At 42.4% G+C, this 22,690-nt stretch carries 17 protein-coding genes; 15 read left to right on the top strand and 2 right to left on the bottom strand.

Annotated features, from left to right (window positions below):
• Positions 1-7 precede the first annotated feature (7 nt).
• Entirely contained in the window at positions 8-2,779 is a 2,772-nt protein-coding gene (locus tag H4K34_RS02850) for a T9SS type A sorting domain-containing protein (protein WP_210759326.1), read from the bottom strand.
• 133 nt (positions 2,780-2,912) lie between these two features.
• On the opposite strand from H4K34_RS02850, the gene secDF reads away from it, so the two are divergent.
• From secDF to H4K34_RS02795, 11 genes are all read left to right on the top strand, one after another.
• Positions 2,913-6,002, top strand: a complete 3,090-nt coding sequence (gene secDF / locus H4K34_RS02845; RefSeq protein WP_210759325.1) for a protein translocase subunit SecDF — start codon at positions 2,913-2,915, stop codon at positions 6,000-6,002.
• 73 nt (positions 6,003-6,075) lie between these two features.
• Positions 6,076-6,360, top strand: coding sequence for a Sec-independent protein translocase subunit TatA/TatB (locus H4K34_RS02840; protein ID WP_246452185.1), 285 nt, complete (start codon positions 6,076-6,078; stop codon positions 6,358-6,360).
• 1 nt (position 6,361) lies between these two features.
• Positions 6,362-7,303 (top strand): calcium/sodium antiporter, encoded by a 942-nt coding sequence (locus H4K34_RS02835; protein ID WP_210759324.1) that lies wholly within the window; start codon positions 6,362-6,364, stop codon positions 7,301-7,303.
• Positions 7,304-7,411: 108 nt separating this feature from the next.
• Positions 7,412-9,598 (top strand): glutamine synthetase III family protein, encoded by a 2,187-nt coding sequence (locus tag H4K34_RS02830; protein WP_210759323.1) that lies wholly within the window; start codon positions 7,412-7,414, stop codon positions 9,596-9,598.
• A 139-nt stretch (positions 9,599-9,737) separates the two neighbouring features.
• On the top strand, positions 9,738-12,272 hold the full coding sequence (locus tag H4K34_RS02825) for an OmpA family protein (protein ID WP_210759322.1): 2,535 nt from the start codon (positions 9,738-9,740) through the stop codon (positions 12,270-12,272).
• Positions 12,273-12,336: 64 nt separating this feature from the next.
• Entirely contained in the window at positions 12,337-13,521 is a 1,185-nt protein-coding gene (locus tag H4K34_RS02820; protein WP_210759321.1) for an AIR synthase related protein, read from the top strand.
• Positions 13,522-13,524: 3 nt separating this feature from the next.
• Complete coding sequence (prfA, locus tag H4K34_RS02815) at positions 13,525-14,598, top strand: peptide chain release factor 1 (RefSeq protein ID WP_210759320.1); 1,074 nt, start codon at positions 13,525-13,527, stop codon at positions 14,596-14,598.
• Positions 14,599-14,600: 2 nt separating this feature from the next.
• Positions 14,601-15,416, top strand: coding sequence for an orotidine-5'-phosphate decarboxylase (gene pyrF, locus H4K34_RS02810; RefSeq protein ID WP_210759319.1), 816 nt, complete (start codon positions 14,601-14,603; stop codon positions 15,414-15,416).
• 447 nt (positions 15,417-15,863) lie between these two features.
• Positions 15,864-16,505, top strand: coding sequence for a hypothetical protein (locus tag H4K34_RS02805; RefSeq protein WP_210759318.1), 642 nt, complete (start codon positions 15,864-15,866; stop codon positions 16,503-16,505).
• Between the two features lie 9 nt (positions 16,506-16,514).
• Entirely contained in the window at positions 16,515-17,561 is a 1,047-nt protein-coding gene (locus H4K34_RS02800; RefSeq protein WP_210759317.1) for a T9SS type B sorting domain-containing protein, read from the top strand.
• Entirely contained in the window at positions 17,558-18,706 is a 1,149-nt protein-coding gene (locus H4K34_RS02795; protein WP_210759316.1) for a hypothetical protein, read from the top strand. Before H4K34_RS02800 ends, H4K34_RS02795 begins: the two co-directional genes overlap by 4 nt.
• On the opposite strand, the gene H4K34_RS02790 is transcribed toward H4K34_RS02795, so the two are convergent.
• A complete protein-coding gene (locus tag H4K34_RS02790; protein ID WP_210759315.1) occupies positions 18,703-19,170 on the bottom strand; it encodes a MarR family winged helix-turn-helix transcriptional regulator in 468 nt (155 codons plus the stop codon). The genes H4K34_RS02795 and H4K34_RS02790 overlap by 4 nt on opposite strands.
• A gap of 66 nt (positions 19,171-19,236) precedes the next feature.
• Here H4K34_RS02790 and H4K34_RS02785 point away from each other — a divergent pair, with 66 nt between their 5' ends.
• The 4 genes from H4K34_RS02785 to H4K34_RS02770 are packed head-to-tail and all read left to right on the top strand — an operon-like array spanning position 19,237 to position 22,684.
• Positions 19,237-20,502 carry a DUF2851 family protein gene (locus H4K34_RS02785; protein ID WP_210759314.1) on the top strand — a complete coding sequence of 422 codons (1,266 nt, stop codon included), beginning with the start codon at positions 19,237-19,239 and terminating at the stop codon, positions 20,500-20,502.
• Between the two features lie 5 nt (positions 20,503-20,507).
• The gene (locus tag H4K34_RS02780; RefSeq protein WP_210759313.1) at positions 20,508-20,726 is read left to right on the top strand and encodes a PspC family transcriptional regulator; all 219 of its coding nucleotides are present in this window, start codon (positions 20,508-20,510) and stop codon (positions 20,724-20,726) included.
• A 6-nt stretch (positions 20,727-20,732) separates the two neighbouring features.
• The gene (locus H4K34_RS02775; RefSeq protein ID WP_246452184.1) at positions 20,733-21,770 is read left to right on the top strand and encodes a potassium channel family protein; all 1,038 of its coding nucleotides are present in this window, start codon (positions 20,733-20,735) and stop codon (positions 21,768-21,770) included.
• Positions 21,771-21,772: 2 nt separating this feature from the next.
• Entirely contained in the window at positions 21,773-22,684 is a 912-nt protein-coding gene (locus tag H4K34_RS02770) for an SDR family oxidoreductase (protein ID WP_210759312.1), read from the top strand.
• The last annotated feature ends 6 nt before the right edge of the window (positions 22,685-22,690 follow it).

Here is a 22,690-nt window from a genome sequence, read left to right as displayed (position 1 = left end):
CTAAATGCTAATGTTTGAGGATAAACCTGAAAGTCTTCCGATCACTTGGGCCTTCAATTATACCGATGTACAATCCATCGGTCAGATTTTTATTTAATCTGATTTCAGTGTCGGAGCTAATTTCCTGACTAAAAACTTGTTGCCCTTGAGTATTGAAGATGCGGAGATTTGAATACTCAGCAAGGACATCCGCTGCTAAGTCAATTTGAAAGGCGCCATTATTGGGGTTGGGATAAATGCTTACAAAGCTTGATTCCTTGGAGATTTCGGGTGTGGAAAAAGTGTATTCATTTCCATAGAATAAACTCAATCCTCCGCTTAAATTTCCTACTACTGCATCCAGATAACCATCACCATTAAGATCGGCAAAGTCGGCAGTGGTACGTTCCCCAATATACAAGTCATGGTGCTGAGCAGCCGGAACCGGAATCAAAGCAGGGGTGAGGCTCAGACGAATATCCGGGCGCTTTTGAATAGTCTGTAAATATGGCATTGCACAACCATTTGCCGACTGTGTGTTAAATCCGGTGATGTCCCCGTAGGCATGGCAATTAAAGCCTTCGTCTGTCATCGAAACATGAATATTGCTGGCTGGGAAGTTTCCGCTAAAGCAAACTTCAATTAGCAAATTAGATTGTCCATCCCAGGCATGTGGATATTGTAAGGGGATAGTATTCCAGCCATTACCGAAATTGTAGATGTAATTTTCTAAAGGATAAGGATAAGGGAAATTGTCTTCAAAGGCGTTTAAACTGGTAGCGCTGGTGTTTTTCATCTTCACCGTAAAACCATTGGTTAGAACAGAACCGCCTTTGTCAACAATGTTAAAGCCAATGCTTTCAATATATCCATTGAGGTAACCTTTGGCTTGCAGTTCGGAGGCAAGAATTAAGAATTGATTTCGGCCACTGCGCTTGCTTATGCCGAATGGGCTTTCATTATTATTCAGGCTTTGCTTGCTAGCATTTCCAATTGTATCACTAATTGAGCTGGGTAATTGAGAAACAGTATCTACTTCATCAAACTGCACCACACCCAAACTTCTAGATCCTACAAATAAGGAAGTAGTGCCAGTGCTGTCTCTATAAAAAACGGGAACGGCATTTCCCGACAGGTTTTGAGCAGAAACATTTACCGCTCCAAAGAAGCTTGATTTTTGACTGAAATTAGGCGTACTGGCTGAGCTATTATCAAACCAATAAATATGTCCTTGTTGGTTTCCTACAAAGAGGTCTAAGTCACCATCATCATCCAGATCAAATAAATAAGGTGCAGCATTAGCACCAACATCTGTATTGGTGATGATATATGTATCTATGGTAAAAGATGGTGAACTAGCAGAGCCAGTATTTTTTAAATAATGGAAATAGCCACTGTTAGCACCAACAATCAAGTCTTGATCTCCATCTCCATCCAAATCGCCAAAGGCAGGAACAATTTCAGTTCCTAAATTGAGGGAAAGAATATCTGCGAAATTTGTGTCGATCAGGGTAAATTCAGCTTGCTGGGCCGTACCAGTGTTTTCATAGTAATAAAGTTGGGAGTTCGAAAAGCCGGGTTGCATGAAGCGGTTACCAACACTCAAGACTAAATCCATTAAACTATCCCCATTTAAATCCACCAAGCGAGGTGTTGAAGCAGCGCCGGGGTCTACCATATCGCCTTGCAGATAATTATCTTCTGTGAAAACAAAATTGGGTTGTGTATTGGTGCCGGTATTTTTATAATGCCATATCCCTCTATGATTTGAGGACATATCCGGACTGCCGCTAGTAGCTGAACTAAAGCTACTCAATACTAAATCATCCACACCATCGGTTCCGGTTTCGGCTCTAAAAGAAGCCGGGAAATTAAATAGGTCAACAGGATGTGATGGTGGATACATGGTGTCTTGAGCCACCATGGCTGATGAATCGAGCGTACCACCATTGCTTAAAGCAGATAGGTTGTTGTACGAAACATTGGATAGCAGTAAATCAACAACATTGTCATTATCCAAATCCCAGCTAAGCATGGCGCTACCGGTATGCAAAACTTTACCAGATCCGGAGCCTAAACTTCTTTTATTGCCACCGGTGCAGTGATTTAAGATGACAGAACGATAAATGCCCCCTTCCTTAAATAAACCCCAGCAATTACCGGTTTGAACAAAATTAAGTCCGCAAGGACTGGTGTTTTCATGAAATTCTACTTGAACGCCGCCATTGCCAAAAGTTAAAATATCGAGGTCTCCATCGCCATCCACATCATTTATGTCGGGCATGTCGGCGCGTGAGATATAGAGCTTGGAAACTCCAGAGGCTAAATAATCCGTGTCTAAATGTTGACCATTGTTGGCGATGCTAAAGCTCAGTTGACCATTGGAACTGGTGTTCTCATATACATATATAAAGGAACCATCGGAATAAAAGATGTCGTTTAGGCCATCGCAATTGTAATCGCGCAGTAAAATAAAGGCCCCTTCACCTCGAGGAAAGGGGAAGTGTTTTATATACTCAGGATGATAGCGCAAAACATTATCTCCGTTTACCAGCTCCCACATCATGGGTAAAAGTCTTTTTCCACTTCGATCGAAAACTAAAAGATCAGTGAGTCCATCGAAGTTAAAATCCAAATTGTTGAAAATTGGATAATTTAATCCACCTGCCCAAGGGTTAGGTACGGTATCAGTACCATGGTAAACTTTGGTATTGATCTGTTGCTCAAAGGAAAAGCGAAGCTGAGCACTCATTTGAAATTGAAGAAAAATGAGTAGTAAACAGGAGATAAAGGTGCGCATTTACAGAGACTTTTGGTAAAATTACGCAAATATCTCACTGAAGGCTTGGTGATATAGTCAACGTACATTGTGATTTATTTACTGAAAAACTATATTTGCCGCCTTCATTTGAACACCCTTTTACGACTAAGTAATGCAGAATAAAGGAGTTATCCGACTGTTTGCCATAGTGTTTGCTTTGGCTTGTATTTATCAGCTTTCATTTACCTACATCACTCGCTCTGTCGAAAGTGATGCAGATGACTATGCTGCCGGCGATCCAGAACGCCGTGAAAGCTATCTCGACTCAATGCGTAGTGAGGTGGTATACAATGTTTTTGTAGATGATTTCACCTATGCTGAAGTGAAGGAACAGGAAATTAACCTTGGCCTTGACCTCCGCGGTGGTATGAACGTAATCCTCGAAGTCTCGGTAAAAGATATTCTTCGCGAGATTTCCAATCAAAGCAAAAACATCGTTTTTACCGAGGCTATCAAGCTGGCAGATAAAAATGCTACTGAGAACCAAGAAAATTATTTGGACAATTTCTTTGCTGCTTTCAAGCAAATTAACGCTGAGCGTGGAGGTAACTTAAAAATGAGTGACCCCAAGGTGTTCGGAACCAAAGAAATGAACGATAAACTCGGTTTCAATGCTTCCGATGCGGAGGTTGAAGCTGAATTACGCGCTCAGGTGAATGCCTCTGTTGAAAACGTATATACCGTATTACGTGCTCGTATCGACCAATTTGGTGTAGTACAACCTAATATTCAGAGATTAGGTGAGGGTGGACGAATCTTGGTTGAACTGCCAGGTGTAAAAGATCCCGATCGAGTTAAAAAACTATTACAATCCACTGCAAAATTGGAGTTCTTCGAGCTTTATGAAGGCTACGAAATGTTGAACTTTATGGTTCAAGCAAATGAGCGTTTACGTGGATTAGTGGAAAACCCTAATGCCGGAAAAGACAGTGCCGCTGCTCAGGAGAATGGAGTAGTGGAAGGTTCTGATTTCTTAAATGAAATTCAAGCTGTAACTGATGCCTCAAACGATAGCACTTCTAATGATAGCACAGCTTCTATGGCTAGTGCAGAAGTTGATTCATTAGCTTCGGATAGCACAAGTATGGTGAACCAATTCAACCCGCTTTGGGAAGTTTTCGGTCCTAACGTAAACCAAGAAACTGGTCAACCCAACAGTGGTCCTATTGTAGGGGTTTCTCGCGTGGGCGACACCGATAAAGTAAATGAGTACCTTTCTAATCCACGTATCTTGGCTTTGATTCCAGGTAACCTCCGCAATGTGAAGTTTATTTGGACTGCTAAGCCAGATGATGGAGGTTTCTTGTATTTATTAGCTGCCAAAACTACTCGTGATGGTAAGGCTGCAATGGAAGGTGACGTAGTGGTAGATGCTCGTCAAGACTTTAACCAGGCTAATGAGCCAATAGTTACCATGAGCATGAATGCCAGTGGCGCCAGCCGTTGGGCTAAAATCACTCGTGAAGCAGTGGGCGATCAATCGAATCCGGAAGATAATCGCTCTGTAGCGGTTGTATTAGATAATCTCGCTTATTCTTACCCTCGTGTAATTAGGGAAATTAGCAATGGAAATACCGAGATCGTTGGTAGTTTTAGTGTAAATGATGCCCAAGATTTAGCCACTATTCTAAAGGCAGGAGCATTACCGGTTGCCTCCAATATTATTCAAGCTGATATTGTTGGACCAAGCTTAGGTAAGCAAGCTATTAGTGCTGGATTATGGTCATTCGTAATTGCCCTTGCCATTGTGATGATCTATATGATCTTCTATTATAATGGCGCAGGTGCTGCTTCAGATTTAGCTTTGATCGTAAACATGTTCTTCATCTTTGGAGTATTAGCCTCCTTAGGTGCAGTACTTACCTTACCAGGTATTGCCGGTATCGTATTAACCATCGGTATGGCGGTAGATGCGAACGTGCTGATTTATGAGCGTATTCGTGAGGAATTAACTCATGGTAAAGGATTGCGCCTTGCTATTGAAGATGGATACAAGAATGCTTATTCTTCCATTATCGATGCCAACGTAACCACCTTCCTTACTGGGGTTATCCTGTATGCTTTCGGTACTGGGCCAATTCGTGGTTTCGCCACTACCTTAATCATTGGTATTCTTACTTCATTGTTCTGTGCCATCTTCATTACCCGCTTGGTATTTGAAGCACGCTTAGGAGCGAAGAAATCCGTAAGCTTCTTTACTGGAGCTACACGTAATGCATTTACCAAGTTTAATTTTGACTTCCTGGCCAAGCGTAAAATAGCCTACACCATTAGTGGATTGATCATCTTAACTGGTATCATTTCACTTTCTACCCGTGGCTTAAACTACGGTGTGGATTTCGTTGGAGGTCGTTCTTACCAAGTTCGTTTCGACAAGGATGTAAATTCTGTAGATATCCAAACTGCCCTTGGCGACCATTTCGTAAATGAGGATGGGGCCAAAGTTTATCCAGAGGTGAAAACAATTGGTGACGCATCTCAAGTGATCATCACTACCAAGTATAAGATCAACGAAACCGGAACTGAAGTAGAGGCTGATATCAAAAATCGCTTATACGAAGGTGTTACCGCATTCTATCAAAATGCTCCTTCCAAAGAGGATTTCTTCTCCGAAGCTTCAGGAGCCAGTGATATTGGAATTGTGGCAGAGCGTCAGGTAGGACCTACAATTGCAGACGATATTAAGTCTTCTGCAGTATTGGCGATTATCTTCTCCTTAGTAGTAATCTTCCTTTATATCTTAATCCGTTTCAGCAAGTGGCAGTTTAGTGCTGGTGCTGTAGTAGCGGCATTCCACGATGTATTGGTAGTATTGTCGCTCTTCTCTTTACTCTACGGTATTTTACCTTTCTCTTTAGAGATCGATCAAGCCTTTATCGCAGCCGTGTTAACAGTAATTGGTTACTCTCTGAATGATACCGTGGTTGTATTTGACCGTATTCGTGAATACATGCGTACGCATAACCTTAAGAAGAAAGGAATGAATGAAGTGGTGAACGACGCCTTGAACCGTACTTTAAGTCGTACCATCAACACCTCTTTAACTACCTTCTTCGTATTGCTGATCATCTTCATCTTTGGTGGTGAGGTAATCCGAGGCTTTATGTTCGCATTGTTAATCGGTATTGTAGTGGGTACTTATTCATCCCTCTTCATTGCTACTCCGATTATGATCGACACCATGAAAAAAGAAGAGGAATAGTCCTCCTTAAACAATAGTCTTGAACCCCGATTTCTTTCGTAAGGAGTCGGGGTTTTTTGGTTAATTTTGAATTATGATTTTTCAGACCCTCCCATTTATGTTTTTCAATATCAGCGGTGGTGAAATCGTAGTGATTTTACTGTTGGTGATTATGTTTTTCGGGGCTAATCGTATCCCGGAGATCGCACGTGGAATTGGCAAAGGAATTAGAGAGGTGCGCAATGCTACGGAGGACATCAAGAATGAGATCAATAAAACCAGCGAAGGTTCGGACTTAAAGAAATTTAAGGACAAGGTCGAATCAGAGAAAAAGGAAATCGAAGAAATCACGGGATCTATCAAGCGAAATAAGTTCTAGAATGGATTATTTCCTGGTCCTGGTTGGAGTTTTACTCCTACTTTTCGGTGGTGATTGGTTGGTTAAAGCCTCGGTTGATATCGCACTGAGAGCCAAAATTTCTTTGTTAGTGGTGGGAATGACAGTCGTGAGTTTTGCGACCTCTGCCCCGGAATTATTGGTAAGCTTAAAAGCCGCATTAGAAGGTCACATTGATATTTCCTTTGGTAATGTGATTGGTTCTAATATTGCGAATATCTCCCTCATTTTAGGTTTAACCGCCATGGTATTCCCTATGCAGGTAAGCAAACGTACTATGCGGGTTGACTGGGGTATCATGTTCTTTGTAACCCTTTTATTATACCTCTTTCTTTGGAATGATCTCCTAGGCTTTTGGGAGGCTTTAGTACTCTTTATTTTACTAGTATTATATAATCTCTTTCAGATTCGGGGATCACGTAAGCAAGAGAAGGAGAACCCCGAAATTTCGGATGCCAAACTGCTAAAGCTATGGCAGATGGTATTTTTCCTGGCTGCTGGTATAGCAGGATTGCGATTTGGATCCGAGTTTCTCGTAAAGGGAGCGGTAAATATTGCCACCGACTGGGGGATTAGTGAAAGGGTAGTGGGCTTAACAGTGGTATCCATCGGCACCAGCTTACCCGAATTAGCCGCTTCTTTGATAGCCAGCTTTAAAGGGGAGCAAGACCTTTCATTAGGGAATCTAATCGGGTCCAATATTTTTAATATTCTGGCAGTATTGGGTATAACCGGATTGATTACAGACTTGCCTGTTCAAAGTGCCGCATTGATGTCCTTTGATTTCCCGTGGTTAATTGGAATTAGTCTCATTTTATTGCCATTTATGCTTTGGATGAAGCGCGGTGTCATTAGTCGTTGGCAAGGATTTATCATGTTCGCTCTGTATACCGTGTATTTATTGGGGGTTATTGGGGTGATTTAAGATAATCCTGGAGTACACCCCTAGTTTTTAAGAGGGTGTTTGTAAAAATTTAAGATTTTTCTGGTTTCAACCCCCCGAGGCAATTAATTTTGCGAAAAATTTTTCAAAATGCCTCAAATTCGATTTACCGCATTGCAAGAAGCACAAAGACGGATGGCTCCAGAAGTAGAGCTTCCTTACACTCGTGTTTCTGAGATCTTCGGAGAGTACACATTCAACTACCGTTCGATGAAGGAGTATATGACTCCCGAAGCCTATCGAAGCGTGTCGGATGCTGTGAAAAAAGGAACCAAGATTGATCGTGGAATTGCCGATCAGGTGGCCACCGGCATGAAAGCCTGGGCTATCAATAAAGGAGCAACCCACTACACACACTGGTTTCAGCCTTTAACTGGCGCTACTGCCGAAAAGCACGATTCTTTCTTTGAGCCTACTGGCGATGGTCAGGCCATTGAGAAGTTTAGTGGCGGTATGTTGGTTCAACAGGAGCCTGATGCATCCAGCTTCCCTAATGGAGGTATTCGTAACACATTTGAGGCTCGTGGTTATACCGCATGGGATCCTACCAGCCCAGCTTTCATTATGGGGCGTACCCTTTGTATTCCTACTGTATTTGTTAGCTATACCGGCGAAGCTTTGGATAATAAAACGCCTTTATTACGTGCCTTGCAGTCTATCGATCAGGCAGCTACTGACGTATGTCAGTACTTTGATCGCAATGTTCGCAAAGTGACCGCTACTTTAGGATGGGAGCAGGAATACTTCTTGGTGGATATGGCCTTATTCCATGCTCGTCCGGATTTGAAGTTAACCGGACGTACATTATTGGGACATGCCCCTGCAAAAGGACAACAGCTGGATGATCACTATTTTGGATCAATTCCAGAGCGTGCCCGTCAGTTTATGCGTGAATTGGAAATGGAATCCTATCGATTAGGAATTCCGGTGAAAACCCGTCACAATGAGGTGGCCCCCAGTCAATTCGAATTAGCACCTGTATTCGAAGAAGCAAATATTTCGGTAGACCACAACTCTCTTATCATGGATTTGATGGATAAGGTTGCACGTCGCCATCACTTCAAAGTGCTCTTGCACGAGAAGCCATATAAAGGAGTAAACGGAAGTGGAAAGCACAATAACTGGTCTTTGGCTACCGATACCGGAGTAAATCTTTTAGCCCCTGGTAAAACCCCAAAGAGCAATTTACAGTTCCTTACTTTCTTCATTAATGCTATTATGGCGGTGCACAATCATGCCGATCTTCTTCGTGCTTCGATTGCATCAGCTAGTAATGATCACCGCTTAGGGGCAAATGAGGCTCCTCCTGCTATTATTTCTGTATTTATAGGTTCTCAGTTAACGGCCACTTTAGATGCTCTTGAGCAGCTGGAGAAAGGTAAATTGAGTCCTGAGCAGAAAACAGATCTCAAGTTAAACGTAGTTGGTAAGATTCCAGAAATCTTATTGGACAATACCGATCGTAACCGAACTTCTCCCTTTGCCTTCACCGGAAATAAATTCGAATTGCGTGCAGTAGGTTCCTTAGCGAACTGTGCTCAACCCATGACCATTTTAAATACGATCATGGCGCAGCAATTACGCGAATTTAAAGCGGCGGTAGATGCTCATATAGCGGAGGGCATGAAAAAGGATGATGCCATCTTTAATGTATTGCGTGACTATATCAAGCAAAGTCAAAATATTCGTTTTGAAGGTGATGGATACTCAGATGAGTGGGCCGCTGAAGCCGAAAAACGTGGCTTGAGTAATGTGCGTACTACTCCTCATGCATTGGATTTTTATGTAACCGATTCGGCTGTAAAGCTTTTCGTGGAAAACGAAGTGATGAATGAGGTAGAGGTTCATGCTCGCCATGAAATTATGCTCGAAGAGTATAAAATGAAGATTCAGATTGAAAGTCGTGTTTTAGGTGATATCGCTGGAAACCACGTAGTGCCAACTGCAATTAATTATCAGAATAAATTAATCCAGAATGTTCGTGGATTAAAAGAGGTATTGGCACCGGAAGTATTCCAGAAAGTAGCCAAAGATCAATTGCATATGATTGAAAGCATTAGTGGTTATATCAGCACCATTATTGCCGAGAAAGATGCGATGATCGAGGAGCGCAAGCGCTGCAATGCCATTGAGGATACTCGTGAGCAAGCCATCGCTTATTGCGAAAAGGTGATCCCTTATTTTGATAAGATTCGATATGCCTGCGATAAATTGGAATTATTGGTGGATGATGAGCTCTGGCCATTACCAAAGTATCGTGAGTTAATCTTCATTTAAGATTAATTGATATTCAAACAAAGCCGTCTCTTATTAACAGAGGCGGTTTTTTTTTTGAAACCCCTAGTAAAATCGGGCTTAGCTGAATAAAATATTTAACTATTTTAGCGGCTTACAGACCAAAATCACAGCGGCATATATGAGACATTTTCGTCTAGGATTTGCATTAATTCTTGTGAGCTTTTTATCTTACTCCCTTAAAGCTCAGCCAGATGGCGAACCGAAACTCCCTAAGGAAATAGATAAAGCTTACAAAGCATTCGATGCAGAAGAATATTTCTACGCAGTAGAACTTTTAAAGGATGCCTATAATGAAGCCAAAGGTCGAGATCAAAAATCGGAGGTTCTATTCAAGTTAGCGGAGTCATATCGCATGATGAATGAGTATGATCAAGCTGAACAGAATTACAACAAAGCGATTAAGGTAGGATACCGTGATCCCAAAGCAATTATGTTGCGTGGGGACATGCTCAAAGCGATGGGTAAATACGAAGAGGCCATCGAAGTTTATCAAGAATACAAAAAAGAGAATCCTACCGACTCCATGGCTGACGAGGCGATTGAATCTACTCGTAAAGCCATCGAAAGGAAAAATAAGCCGAGTCAATATCAGGTAGACAACATGAAGGACATTAACAGTCCTGCTATGGATTTCTCCGTGACTTATGGTGGAGATCGCCGTGAAAATGATGTGATTGTTTTTGTGTCCTCTCGAGATGAGTCTGTAGGTAGCGATGAAGATAGCTGGACTGGTGAATCCTATATGGATCTTTATACCAGTACCGCAGAACGTAAATCTCGTGGTCGTCGCCGTGGTAACGATGAAGAGGAGGAAGTTAGCTATGCTGATTTAAAATGGTCTACCCCTGTTTTATTGGATGAAGAAGAAATCCTAAACAGTGAATTTCACGAAGGAACGGCAAGTTTTGATAGTCGTAAAAAGGAATTGTATTTCACTCGTTGTATTGTAGATGATGATTTGCGTTTAGGTTGTGGTATCTACAAAACGGAGATGCAAGGTCAGTCTTGGAAAGAGCCAGAGCGCCAAATTATCGGTGGTGATACCATGGCAAATATTGGTGATCCCTGTCTTTCTCTGGATGATAAGTTCTTATACTTTGTTTCCGATGATTTCAATACCAAAGGTTCTCACGACATTTTTGTGACAGAATATGATCGTCGTTCAAAATCTTGGGGAAAGCCACGCAACTTGGGCTCTAAGGTGAACACTACTGGCTCTGAACGATTCCCAATTGTTCATGGTGATGGCTTCCTATACTTTGCATCTGATGGTCACCCCGGGATGGGCGGCTTAGATATTTACAAGGTAAAATTAGGAGAAGATGGTATGCCAGAAGGAGATGTTATCCATATGGAATATCCGATCAACTCTAGCAGTGATGATTTTGCATTGATTTGGGAGCCTGGTTCTGATACTAAAAAAGGTTTCCTTTCTTCTAATCGTGAAGGATCTAAAACACGTTACGGTTCTCAAGAGAACAGCGATGATATTTGGTCGGTGTACCGTACTCCATTAGTGTTTAATATCGAGGGTGTAGTGCTCGACTCCGAAGAGAAGACCCCAATTCCAGAAGCTACCGTTACATTGGATGGTCCTGATGGATCGGTAACCATTACAGCGGATGAAAATGGATACTATATTTTCGACGATACCAAGGTGATGGAGAATGTGAACTACACTTTGCATTTCTCTAAAAAGAGTTATTTGGCCAATACGGGGGAAGTAACTACCATTGGTTTTGAAATCGATGCTTTTGAATATGTTCCTTCGGCAGGGTACTTCATTAAGCGCATTACTTTAAATAAGGAACTTGATCCTATTAAGAAGCCGATCGTTCTTCCTAATGTATTCTTTGATTTAGGTAAATGGGACCTTCGTCCAGAGGCTATGTCGGCCTTGGATTCGGTAGTTATCATTTTGGATAATAACCCCAATATTACTATCGGAATGCGTTCGCATACGGATTATCGTGATTCAGAAGACCGTAACAATTGGTTATCAAAAAAACGTGCCGATACCTGTGTGAATTATTTGATTTCAAAAGGGGTGAACCCTAAGCGATTAGAAGCTCAAGGTATGGGTGAGAATGAGCCTTTTACCATTCCGAAGAACTACGATGGCTACGGTAAAGAATCTTTTAAAGAAGGAGACCAACTCACCGAACGGTTTATTAAAGCTCTACCTGCTGAGAAGCAAGAAATTGCAAACCAAATCAACCGTCGTACTGACTTTAAAGTACTTAGCGATGATTTCGTTCCCGAAGGTGGAGAAGACAAGCCTCAAGCAGCAGATACCGATGCCTTGATTCAAGCAGGTCGTGAGAATGAAGCGAAGCCAGGAGAAATCTTAGTAATGAAACGTCCGATGAGCTTTGGAGCCTTAGCCCGTCAAGGAAATATGAATATCCGTGAGTTCAAGGAATTGAACGGAGGTTTACGCGGTGTTCGTCCTTTCGTTGGCTTGCAAGTGAAAATGGAAAAAGATGGAAACTATGAGCAGTGGGACGCTACACACTATCAGGTTAAACGTCGTGGCATCGATTTAGGTGATATCGCCAAAGAATTGGATATCGACGAAGAGGTATTAGAGGAATTAAACCCTGAATTGGAAGAAGTAGAAATTCAACCAGGCCTCTGGATACGCTACAAATAGCTTAATTAAATATTTAGAAGCGCCCTGTGGTTTAAAACCGCGGGGCGCTTTCTATTTTTGCAAAATGGAAAATCAATCATCAAAGTACAGCCAGCGAGGGGTGTCCTCTCAGAAGGAAGACGTACATCAGGCAATCAAGGATTTGGATAAAGGCTTGTTTCCTAAGGCCTTCTGTAAAATAATTCCTGATTTTCTATCTGGCAGCGAAGAGCATTGTGTGATTATGCATGCGGATGGCGCTGGCACTAAATCTTCATTAGCCTACTTGTATTGGAAGGAAACCGGCGATTTAAGTGTTTGGAAGGGCATTGCTCAAGATGCATTGATTATGAATATTGATGATTTACTCTGTGTAGGCGCAGCCGATGTGCCGATCCTGATATCATCAACCATTGGTCGTAATAAGAACTTGATTCCTGCAGAAGTAATTTCTGCTTTGATTCAGGGTACCCAAGATTTAATTGAAGAATTGAATGCTGAAGGGATGAATTTGATTCTTACCGGAGGCGAAACCGCAGATGTAGGTGATTTGGTTCGAACGGTGATTGTAGACAGTACCGTTACCGCTCGGATGAAAAGATCGGAGGTGATCGATAATGCCAATATTGCAGCCGGACAAGTTATTGTTGGTTTGGCTTCCTTTGGACAGGCTAGTTACGAGAAAGAGTATAATGGAGGTATGGGCAGTAATGGCTTAACCAGTGCACGCCACGATGTGTTTTCCCATTACTTGGCTGAGAAATACCCTGAGTCATTCGACCCTCAGGTACCTAAGGAATTGATTTATTCTGGAGTTTCCCGCTTAACAGATCAAGTAGAGGGTAGTCCTTTGGATGCCGGTAAACTGGTTTTATCGCCTACTCGCACCTATGCGCCGGTTATCTCCAAAATATTAAAAGAGCAACGCTCGGCTGTGCATGGCATGGTTCATTGCAGTGGTGGGGCTCAAACCAAAGTGCTTCACTTTGTAGATGCCGTTCATGTAATCAAGGATAATCTATTTACCACTCCACCTTTGTTCCGTCATATTCAAGAATCCTCCAGCACCTCCTGGAAGGAGATGTATGAAGTATTCAATATGGGACATCGTATGGAATTGTATTGCGATGCTGAGGCCGCTGATGCGATTATTGCAATAAGTCAGTCCTTTGGTATTGATGCCCAAATCGTGGGTAGGGTAGAAGCCGCTGAAAAGGCTCAGGTTTCTATTCAATCAGAGCATGGAAGCTTTGAGTATTTTAAGTCCTAAGAGATGCAGGAGAAATTAGATCAGATTAAACAGCGTTTCGACGAGGTTAATGACCTCATTATTCAACCGGATATTATTTCGGATCAGAAACGCTATGTTAAACTCAATAAGGAGTTTAAAGATCTTAAGAAGATAGTAGATGCCCGAGCTCAGTATATGGAGCTCACAGAGCGTTTAAAGGAAGCCAAAGATCTTATCATCAATTCGGATGATGAGGAAATGCGCGAAATGGCGAAAATGGAGCTTGATGAGGTAGAGCCCGCATTGGAAGAGCTGGAAGGACAGATTCGCTTTATGCTGATCCCTAAAGACCCCGAAGATGAGAAAAATGCAGTCTTGGAAATTCGCGCAGGAACGGGTGGGGATGAGGCCTCGATTTTTGCAGGCGACCTGGCCAAAATGTATACTCGCTATTGCGAGGCCCGAGGCTGGAAAGTAGAAGTGGTAGACTTTAACGAAGGAACCATGGGTGGCTATAAAGAAATCGTAATGGAGGTTTCCGGTGAAGATATTTATGGCACCTTGAAATTTGAAAGTGGGGTGCATCGCGTGCAACGTGTTCCCGCTACTGAGACCCAAGGTCGGGTGCACACCTCCGCTGCAACGGTAGCAGTATTACCTGAAGCTGAAGAGGTAGACGTTGAACTCAATCCTGCAGATGTCGAAATGCAAACCTCTCGATCTGGAGGGGCAGGAGGTCAGAACGTGAACAAGGTGGAAACCAAGGTTCAGTTAACCCATAAACCGACCGGAATAGTGGTGGTTTGTCAGGTAGAGCGTACCCAGCTGGGTAACCGTGAGCGAGCCATGCAAATGCTGCGTACCAAATTGTACGAGATGGAATTGGAAAAGCATAACAGCGAAATTTCCAATAAGCGTAAGACCATGGTTTCTACCGGAGACCGTTCAGCCAAAATTAGGACTTATAACTACCCTCAAGGTAGAGTAACCGATCACCGTATTAATCTTACTGTTTATAATTTACAGGAAGTGGTAAACGGTGATATTCAAAAATTCCTTGATGAATTAATGCTTGCGGAGAATGCTGAAAGACTCCGCGAAGGAAGCGAAGATTAGATATGACACGCAGCGAATTAGAAGCTCAGATTCAGGCAAAGAAGTCGGTTTTATGTGTAGGCCTGGATACAGATATTGAGAAAATCCCAGCTCATTTCAAGCAATTAGAGGATCCGATTTTTGAATTCAACAAAGCTATTATTGATGCTACCCATCAATATGCTGTAGCCTACAAACCTAATTTAGCTTTCTACGAAGCCGAAGGCTTGAAGGGCTGGCAAAGCCTGGAGAAAACGCTGCAATATCTCAATCAAAATTATCCAGAGCTTTTCACCATCGCTGATGCCAAGCGAGGTGATATCGGTAATACCAGTGCTCGATATGCCAAAGCCTTTTTTGAGGAACTCAATTTTGACTCCATTACAGTAGCTCCCTATATGGGCAGTGATTCAGTTAAGCCTTTTCTTGGCTATCCAGGTAAGTGGGTAATTTTATTAGCCTTAACCTCGAATCCAGGTGGTGGAGATTTTCAGTTAAAGAGCCTTTCAGAAGGAAATCAGCTGTACCAAGAAGTATTAGGTCAATCTTCCCAGTGGGCATCGGAGGAAGAGCTCATGTATGTAGTGGGAGCGACCAAGGCGGAGTACCTGAAAGAAATTCGAAAATGGGTACCAAATCACTATTTATTGGTACCAGGTGTCGGAGCACAAGGAGGCACTGTTTCTGAAGTGATGGAACATGGAAAAGCAAGTTCTAGTGCTGGCCTTTTAATCAATTCTTCACGAGGTATTATCTATGCCTCTCAGGCTGAGGATTTTGCTGATGCTGCAGCTTCCGAAGCAGCAAAATTACAAGCCGAAATGGCCCGTTTTTTATAGCTATCACTTTTTCTTCAAATCCCTGAAAACGCCATGTTAAAAGGGTTTTCAGGCTGTTCATTTTGCGTAGATATCGCGATATTGAACCTGAGCTACTTAGCTTTTAAAATTGAGCAAATCAGCAGTAAATGCGCATAGTTCGAGCGCTTTATTTCCTACTATTATTTGATTTAGTCTTTTGAAATCAGCTAGTTACGGCGAATATATCTCTTTTATCCACATTTGATTGTGAATTAGAGAAAGGGGACTAGCCGAACTAATTCATTTTAAAGGAACAACCCAAATTTTAATAAGCTGGCCGTTTAGTTCAACCAACCAATCAAGCAAGCTTAAGCAGGGTAAACACCCGATCCGGAAAATGCTTGATCCGGACCGAGTTAAACCCCATCTTATTGAAGGATGAGTTTTCCACTGCGTGATAGAAATTTTTAAAAACTAATCAATTTCATGAAAACTTTACTTCAATCATTCTTCGGAAAATTGAGCATTTCGCTAATCTTAGTATTGGCAGCACAAAGTCTTTCTGCACAGGTTACTTACACCGACTCTGTTTGTGCGGGAAGTACCGATGTAGTTTATGGTGTAACAGGAGCAGCAGCTACCAGCCATTACAGCTGGTTTTTGAATGACCCAACTGCAGGTACCATTGATAGCACCGTAAGTGCTAATAATGGAACCATTGAAATCGACTGGGGGGTCGTGGCCGGAACTTATACCCTTTATGTGGTAGAATCGGATCAGTATGGCTGTTACAGTGATACCAATAGCCTGAACATTGTGATTAATCCACTGCCAACAGTGGCTATTCAGGCCGACTCTGTCTGTGAGGGCTTCAGCGCAAGCTTAACCTTTACCTTAACCGGTACTGCACCTTGGATTATCGATTACACGGATGGTTCAACCAATTTTACCGACACCGCGAATGCTACACCTTATGTAGTAAGCTTACCTAATTACAATACCAGTCAAACAGTTACGGTTACCGGTTTAACTGATGCTAACGGATGTGCGGCTGATCCTAGTGGATTACCAAATACACCAGTTATCATTCATCCAAAACCCAGCACCGGAGCTATTTACCATTACTAATCCGCAGTCTTGAATCGTAAAGGGTACATAGGGCTTCTGGTTCTTACCCTTTACGCTTCTCTGAGCTTTGCGCAGCAAGCCTTAGATACGGTATGTATTTATGATCCGCCAAATCGTTTGGCGGTTCCTTTTCAAGCTGGCATGAAGTATCAGTGGAGCGTGGGGCAAGGAAAGATAGTAGGACGCTCGGATAGTAATGTTGTGCAAATTGATTGGTCGAATGCCTCGGCCGGAGTTCATGGAATTAGTGTTTACGCCTATTCGGATACTTTACTGTGTCCTGGAGATACGTCATTAGCGTTAATTCGAGTAACCGCACCAAGCACAGCATTAGCTAAATTTCCGGAAAGAGCCTGCGAGGGAGATTGGGTCACGCTCGAGAGTTCCATCATTGGTGACTTTATGTGGAAGGGTGGTTCCCGGGATCGGGTAATTAGCTTCCAAGCGCAGTCCGATACCAGCACTTATCTCATTGCTTTAAATGGTTCTTGCGAGAACGATACTATAGCTTTCGATATTCAGGTTTATGATCAACCTGAAGCGAGAATTAGCCATGTTCCAGACACTTTGTACTATGGTGATCTGCTCAATTTATTCTTCCAGGGAAGGGCCAGTGGCCAGGCACAAATTGAGTGGTACCTTAATCGAATCTATTTTGATCAAGGTACAGCTACGAGGATAGAGTTCACAGACTTTGGTGAACATGAGATTCTCCAAATTGTGGACAATGGCCTATGTTCGGATACCGCCTATAAGTATATTTATATTGATGAACGATTTGAAGTGTTCTTTCCCAATGCCTTTACGCCCAATGATGATGGCATAAATGACCTTTGGAAATTTAAAGGAGTTGGTATGACTTATTTTCTAGCCTCGATTTACAATCGCTGGGGTGAAATGGTTTACCAATGGGATAGCAATAATTCCGTTCATGGCTGGGATGGAACCAATAGCGGTCAAAAGAGTCCGGAAGGAACCTATATCGTTAAGGTTGAGGTTAAGAACCAGCGGGGAGAGACGCATTATTATACCAACTACTTTAGCTTAATTCGATGAGGAGGGTTGGCCTGATATATGGTTTGATAGGGATGCTCTTAGCCTTTGGGCTTAGAGGGCAAACCGTAGTGCAGAATTTTAATCAAAGTGTAAACCAAATTGGTGATTGCTGGCAATGGCAAGACATGGAGATTACCACCAAGAATTCAATTAATTCTGCCAACCAGAAAAAGGCCTTAACTGGTAAAGTAGTAGACGGAGATCCGGCCTACCATTTCACCAGCCCTATTATCGAATACAATGGCTCGGGTTTTATTGACTTTCGTCATAAGCTTGACTTTGCCAATGGGACTCACCGTGAGTTACAGATTCAATTATTGGATGTAAACGAAAATCTGGTTCAAGTACTGCATAGTCATGTTTATATTGATAGTGCTACTGGAACCTATCCAAATGGAACGCCTACCAATGTGATTCAAACTGCAGTGCCCGTTACGTTTACCGGAATTTATATCCTACGTTTTTATTTTATATCGAGTGGGGGCAGCTCTTTTGCCATGGTGGATGACATTTACATTGATGGCCAGGATATGAGTGACCCTGGTAATGACAATGGTTATGGTTATTGCAGGGCCGATGATAATATCTATGATACGCTCTGTGCTGGTGCTAATGAATTGTATACGGTACCATACCCTGTTTCAGGCTCTGATTGGACCTGGACTTTTTTAGGTACTAGTGGTGGTAGGATAGATTCAACATTGATTTATGGTCAGGAGGATACAACAGTAGGAGTGCGTTGGGATATTACCGCTTCGGGGGACTATATTTTAGAGGCCACTGAAATTAAGCCTCCCTACAATACCACTTCTTATAGTGTTGAATATAATTTGCATGTGCTGCCGGCACCTACATTAAGTTGGAGTATAGACTCGGTCTGTCAAGGCGATATGCATACTGCTACTTTAACTTTTGGTGGGGCAACAGGCCCTTGGGAGGTAACATTTTTTGATGGTGACAGTACTTTTAGCCAAAGCTTTACGGATAGTATAAGCCTGTTTAACTTAGGCGTATATGATACAACCCGAACCCTGCAAATACAATCGATAATTGCAGGCAATGGTTGTGCTGGTGATACTACCGGTTTGCAAGCAGTTTCATGGGTGAGAGGGAGGCCCACCTTAGGCCCTATCTGGCATTATTAAGCCATTTCCTCTTTGTTTTCCCGCATCTTATCCAAGAGATTACTCAGCTGATTAGCTTCTTCTTCACTAAGATTGCTAAAGGTTTCTTCAATTCGAAATTCTCTTTGATCGATGCTTTCCAATTTAGCCAAGCCAGCTTCGGTAATAATCACATCAACCAGGCGCTTGTCATTGGGGCAGGTTTGTTTGGAAACAAACTCTTTCTTGATTAAGCGATCTACAATACGAGAAGTATCGCTCATTTTATCCAGCATACGCTCTCGAATCTGTAAGGTACTCAAGGGCTCTGGATAGCTACCTCTTAAAATTCGTAAAACATTAAACTGCTGTTTAGTGAGGTCTTCTCCACTAAGCATGCCTCGGACTTTTTCGTCGAGCCAGTTATTAGTGTACATAATATTTAAAAAAGCCTTTTGATAAGCGTTTCTAAAATGGCTTTGCTTAATCTCTTCTTGAATACCCATGGTGCTAAAATATAACTTGCTCTTAACCTGTGAAAAGTTTTAATGTTCAAACATTGAAAAAAATCTATGACTGAAGATTTTCTGCATTATCTCTGGCGATTTCGACAATTGAAACCGGATCCTTGGTTTATGAAAAATGGAGGGAGGATTGAGGTTCTTCATCCGGGTTATCCGAACGCCAATAGCGGGCCCGATTTTGAACAAGCGCGAATAAGGATCAATGGTCAATTATGGGTGGGAAGTGTGGAAATTCATATCCGAAGTTCGGATTGGAATCGACATCAGCACCAATTAGATCCTGGCTACAATAATGTAATTCTTCATGTGGTTCAGGAAGAGGACCAATTGATCTACACGGAAAAGGGCTGGGCACCTCCATGCTTAAGTTTGGATGGGCTTTACGATACTCAGCTTTATTGGCGTTTTGAACAACGATTACAGGGAACTAAAAGCCTGGCTTGCGCCGAAAGCTTCCGAGAGGTAGATGCTATAAAGAAGCATCAAATGTTGGAACGCGCATGTATACTAAGACTAGAGCAAAAATCTGAAAGTCTAAATCTGGCTTTGGAGGAATTAGGGGGAAATTGGGATGCCCTACTTTATCGTAGTCTGGCTAAAGCATTAGGAGCCCCAGTTAACAGTCCAGCGATGGAATCCTTAAGTCGCGTTCTGAAACTAGAACTTTGGCGAAAGTATCAAGACAAGGATTTGCAACGTGATGCTCTCTTTTTGGGGATGGCGGGCCTATTGACAAACGGAGGGTCAGGGGATAATCCCTGGTTCTCGGAGTTTCAATTTTTAAGGCATAAGCACAAATTGGAAGAATTGGATTTTTCGATTTGGAAGTATTCCAGAATGCGCCCCGCCAATTTTCCGGATCGACGAATTGCTCAATTAAGTCAGTTATTACCTTACGCTTTACAATGGTTTGCTTCGATTCGAGAAGGTCGGGGCCTGGAAATGCAAGCCCTTTATTGGCCTGAGCTACCGCAATTTTGGTGCAATCACTACCGCCTGAAAAATACAAGTAAATCAAATATTGGTTTACATTGGTCAGAGGCTCTAAAGCAGAGTTTATTAATCAATGCACTTATCCCACTTCAATTTTTCTATGCTAAAAAAACGGGGCGGTATGAACTGCAAGATGCGGCATTGGATTCTTTGATGAAATTACCCGCCGAAGCAAACCGGCTTACTCGGATTTATGAACAATTGGGCTTGAAGCTACGTTCTGCCTTCGATAGTCAGGCTTGCATTGCTTGGTATAAGAACTATTGTCAGCCTAAAAAATGTTTAACTTGCACTCTCGGGAATGAGTTGCTAAATCGATAGCGAAGATGGAAAGATTACGGAATTTTCTGGAGAAGTGGGGATTTGAAGTTTGCACCCGATCAGGTGAGCGAATGGGAATTGCCCCGGGAGTGGTACGTAGATATTTTATTTATACCTCCTTTTTAACCTTTGGTTCACCAGTTATCTTATACCTCATTCTGGCTTTTTGGATTCAGATTAAAGATCATTTGCGGAGTAAAAGACATTCCGTGCTTGATATATAAACCGCCTTGTACCAGACCAACGTCCTTGCCCGCTTTAGAACCATAGTTAGTTTACTGGGAACCCTTATTCTGATTGGAGTCTCGGGCTATATGCTCATTGAAGACTATCATTTCTCCGAGGCCTTTTACATGACCATCATTACGGTAAGCACCGTAGGTTTTGGCGAAGTACAGGCTTTAAGTACCGCCGGACAGTGGTTTACTTCTTTCCTCATCATAGCTAGTTTTGGTACTTTCGCTTACGGTCTCACTCTGCTTACTCAGGTCTTGATTAGTGGAGAATTGGCAGAAGATATTAAACGACGCAATTTGAATCGCAGCATCAGTACAATTAAGGGTCACGTGATCCTTTGTGGCTTTGGCCGAAATGGTCGGAGAGCTCTCCGAAAATTGGTGGCTTATGGTCAGGAAGTTTTGGTCATTGAAAACGATCCTCAGATCATTGAGCAGTATTTGAAATCAGCCAATGTTCTATACCTGGAGGCTGATGCTACAGATGATGATGTGCTTCGACAAGCAGGAGTAGATAGAGCCAATGCCTTGGTTACCACTCTTAGCAAGGATGCAGATAATCTCTTTGTAGTTATCTCTGCCCGTACCTTATCACCATCCATACGCTTAATCAGTCGTGCCTCTTCAGAAAGTACCGAGCGCAAGCTTCGAGCCGTGGGTGTCGATTCGGTGGTTATGCCCGAAGGTGTTGGAGGTGGACATATGGCCAGTTTGGTGATGAACCCCAATATTGTAGAATTTTTGGAGCACCTTTCGGTGGAAGGATCATCAGATAGTAATCTCGAAGAAATTGAATTGAGCGATCTATTAGGCGAGAAGCGCTCTTGCAATCTCAATGAATTGCATATTCGTCAAAGGACAGGATGTACCATTATCGGTATCAAAGATCCGGAGGGAAACTATATGATCAATCCCAGTAGTGAAATCATCCTTCGCCCCAAATCTCGTCTCTTTGTATTGGGCAATGCTAGGCAAATCAAAGCCTTGAATGATTTGTTAGCTGAAATTCACACTCAGAATAGTAATACCTAATTATGAAAATATTGGTAACCGGTTCTAACGGATTACTTGGACAAAAATTAGTTCATCAATTAAGTGCCGACCCGGAAGTTGAATTGGTGGCTACCGCAAGAGGAACCAATCGACTAAACAAGCAAGAAGGCTATGTTTACCATTCCATGGACATTTCAAATCTCGCTGAGGTATTTGCGGTATTTGAGCAGGAAAAGCCCGAGGTTGTGATACACACCGCAGCCATGACTCATGTAGATCAATGTGAGGAAGATAAGGCCGGTTGCGAGAAATTGAATGTAGAAGCAGTTCAATATATCATTGCTGCTTGTAGTACCTTTAATTGTCATCTGGTACATCTCAGTACAGACTTCATTTTTAATGGAGAGGAGGGACCTTTAACCGAGGAGGCTATTCCTGATCCACTATCTTTTTACGGTGAATCTAAATTGAGGGCAGAGCAATTGATACAGGCGTCCACTGTATCGGCTGCTATATTACGTACTGTTTTAGTTTATGGGGTGGCCGAAAATATGAGCCGCAGCAATATTGTATTATGGGCTAAAGGAGCTTTGGAAAAGGGTGATCCGATTAAGGTGGTAGATGATCAGTTCCGTACGCCCACTTTGGCAGAGGATCTGGCCCAGGGTTGTATTCTCGCTGCCAAGCAAAAGGCCCAGGGAGTTTACAACATATCAGGCGCTGACTTTTTCTGTATTATCGATATGGTGAGAGAGATTGCTCGCTTTTGGAACTTGGATGAAAGCTTGATCAATCCCCTTGATTCTTCTACCTTAAATCAAGCTGCTAAGAGACCACCTAAGACTGGGTTTGTAATTGAAAAGGCACAAAAAGAATTGGGATATACACCTCATAGTTTTAAAGAGGGTTTAGCTTTGGTCAGTCAACAAATTGAAGCGCAGTCAAAGCTCTAATTCTAG

Source organism: Croceimicrobium hydrocarbonivorans (genome assembly GCF_014524565.1).
GTDB classification, from domain to species: Bacteria; Bacteroidota; Bacteroidia; order Flavobacteriales; family Schleiferiaceae; genus Croceimicrobium; species Croceimicrobium hydrocarbonivorans.
This window is presented reverse-complemented; position numbering and strand designations above follow the sequence as displayed.

Bases quoted from the DNA above. Each gene is read 5' to 3' on its own strand.
- H4K34_RS02850 (WP_210759326.1), bottom strand. From the start codon at position 2,779: ATGCGCACCTTTATCTCCTGTTTACTACTCATTTTTCTTCAATTTCAA.
- secDF (WP_210759325.1), top strand. From the start codon at position 2,913: ATGCAGAATAAAGGAGTTATCCGACTGTTTGCCATAGTGTTTGCTTTG.
- H4K34_RS02840 (WP_246452185.1), top strand. From the start codon at position 6,076: ATGATTTTTCAGACCCTCCCATTTATGTTTTTCAATATCAGCGGTGGT.
- H4K34_RS02835 (WP_210759324.1), top strand. From the start codon at position 6,362: ATGGATTATTTCCTGGTCCTGGTTGGAGTTTTACTCCTACTTTTCGGT.
- H4K34_RS02830 (WP_210759323.1), top strand. From the start codon at position 7,412: ATGCCTCAAATTCGATTTACCGCATTGCAAGAAGCACAAAGACGGATG.
- H4K34_RS02825 (WP_210759322.1), top strand. From the start codon at position 9,738: ATGAGACATTTTCGTCTAGGATTTGCATTAATTCTTGTGAGCTTTTTA.
- H4K34_RS02820 (WP_210759321.1), top strand. From the start codon at position 12,337: ATGGAAAATCAATCATCAAAGTACAGCCAGCGAGGGGTGTCCTCTCAG.
- prfA (WP_210759320.1), top strand. From the start codon at position 13,525: ATGCAGGAGAAATTAGATCAGATTAAACAGCGTTTCGACGAGGTTAAT.
- pyrF (WP_210759319.1), top strand. From the start codon at position 14,601: ATGACACGCAGCGAATTAGAAGCTCAGATTCAGGCAAAGAAGTCGGTT.
- H4K34_RS02805 (WP_210759318.1), top strand. From the start codon at position 15,864: ATGAAAACTTTACTTCAATCATTCTTCGGAAAATTGAGCATTTCGCTA.
- H4K34_RS02795 (WP_210759316.1), top strand. From the start codon at position 17,558: ATGAGGAGGGTTGGCCTGATATATGGTTTGATAGGGATGCTCTTAGCC.
- H4K34_RS02790 (WP_210759315.1), bottom strand. From the start codon at position 19,170: ATGGGTATTCAAGAAGAGATTAAGCAAAGCCATTTTAGAAACGCTTAT.
- H4K34_RS02785 (WP_210759314.1), top strand. From the start codon at position 19,237: ATGACTGAAGATTTTCTGCATTATCTCTGGCGATTTCGACAATTGAAA.
- H4K34_RS02780 (WP_210759313.1), top strand. From the start codon at position 20,508: ATGGAAAGATTACGGAATTTTCTGGAGAAGTGGGGATTTGAAGTTTGC.
- H4K34_RS02770 (WP_210759312.1), top strand. From the start codon at position 21,773: ATGAAAATATTGGTAACCGGTTCTAACGGATTACTTGGACAAAAATTA.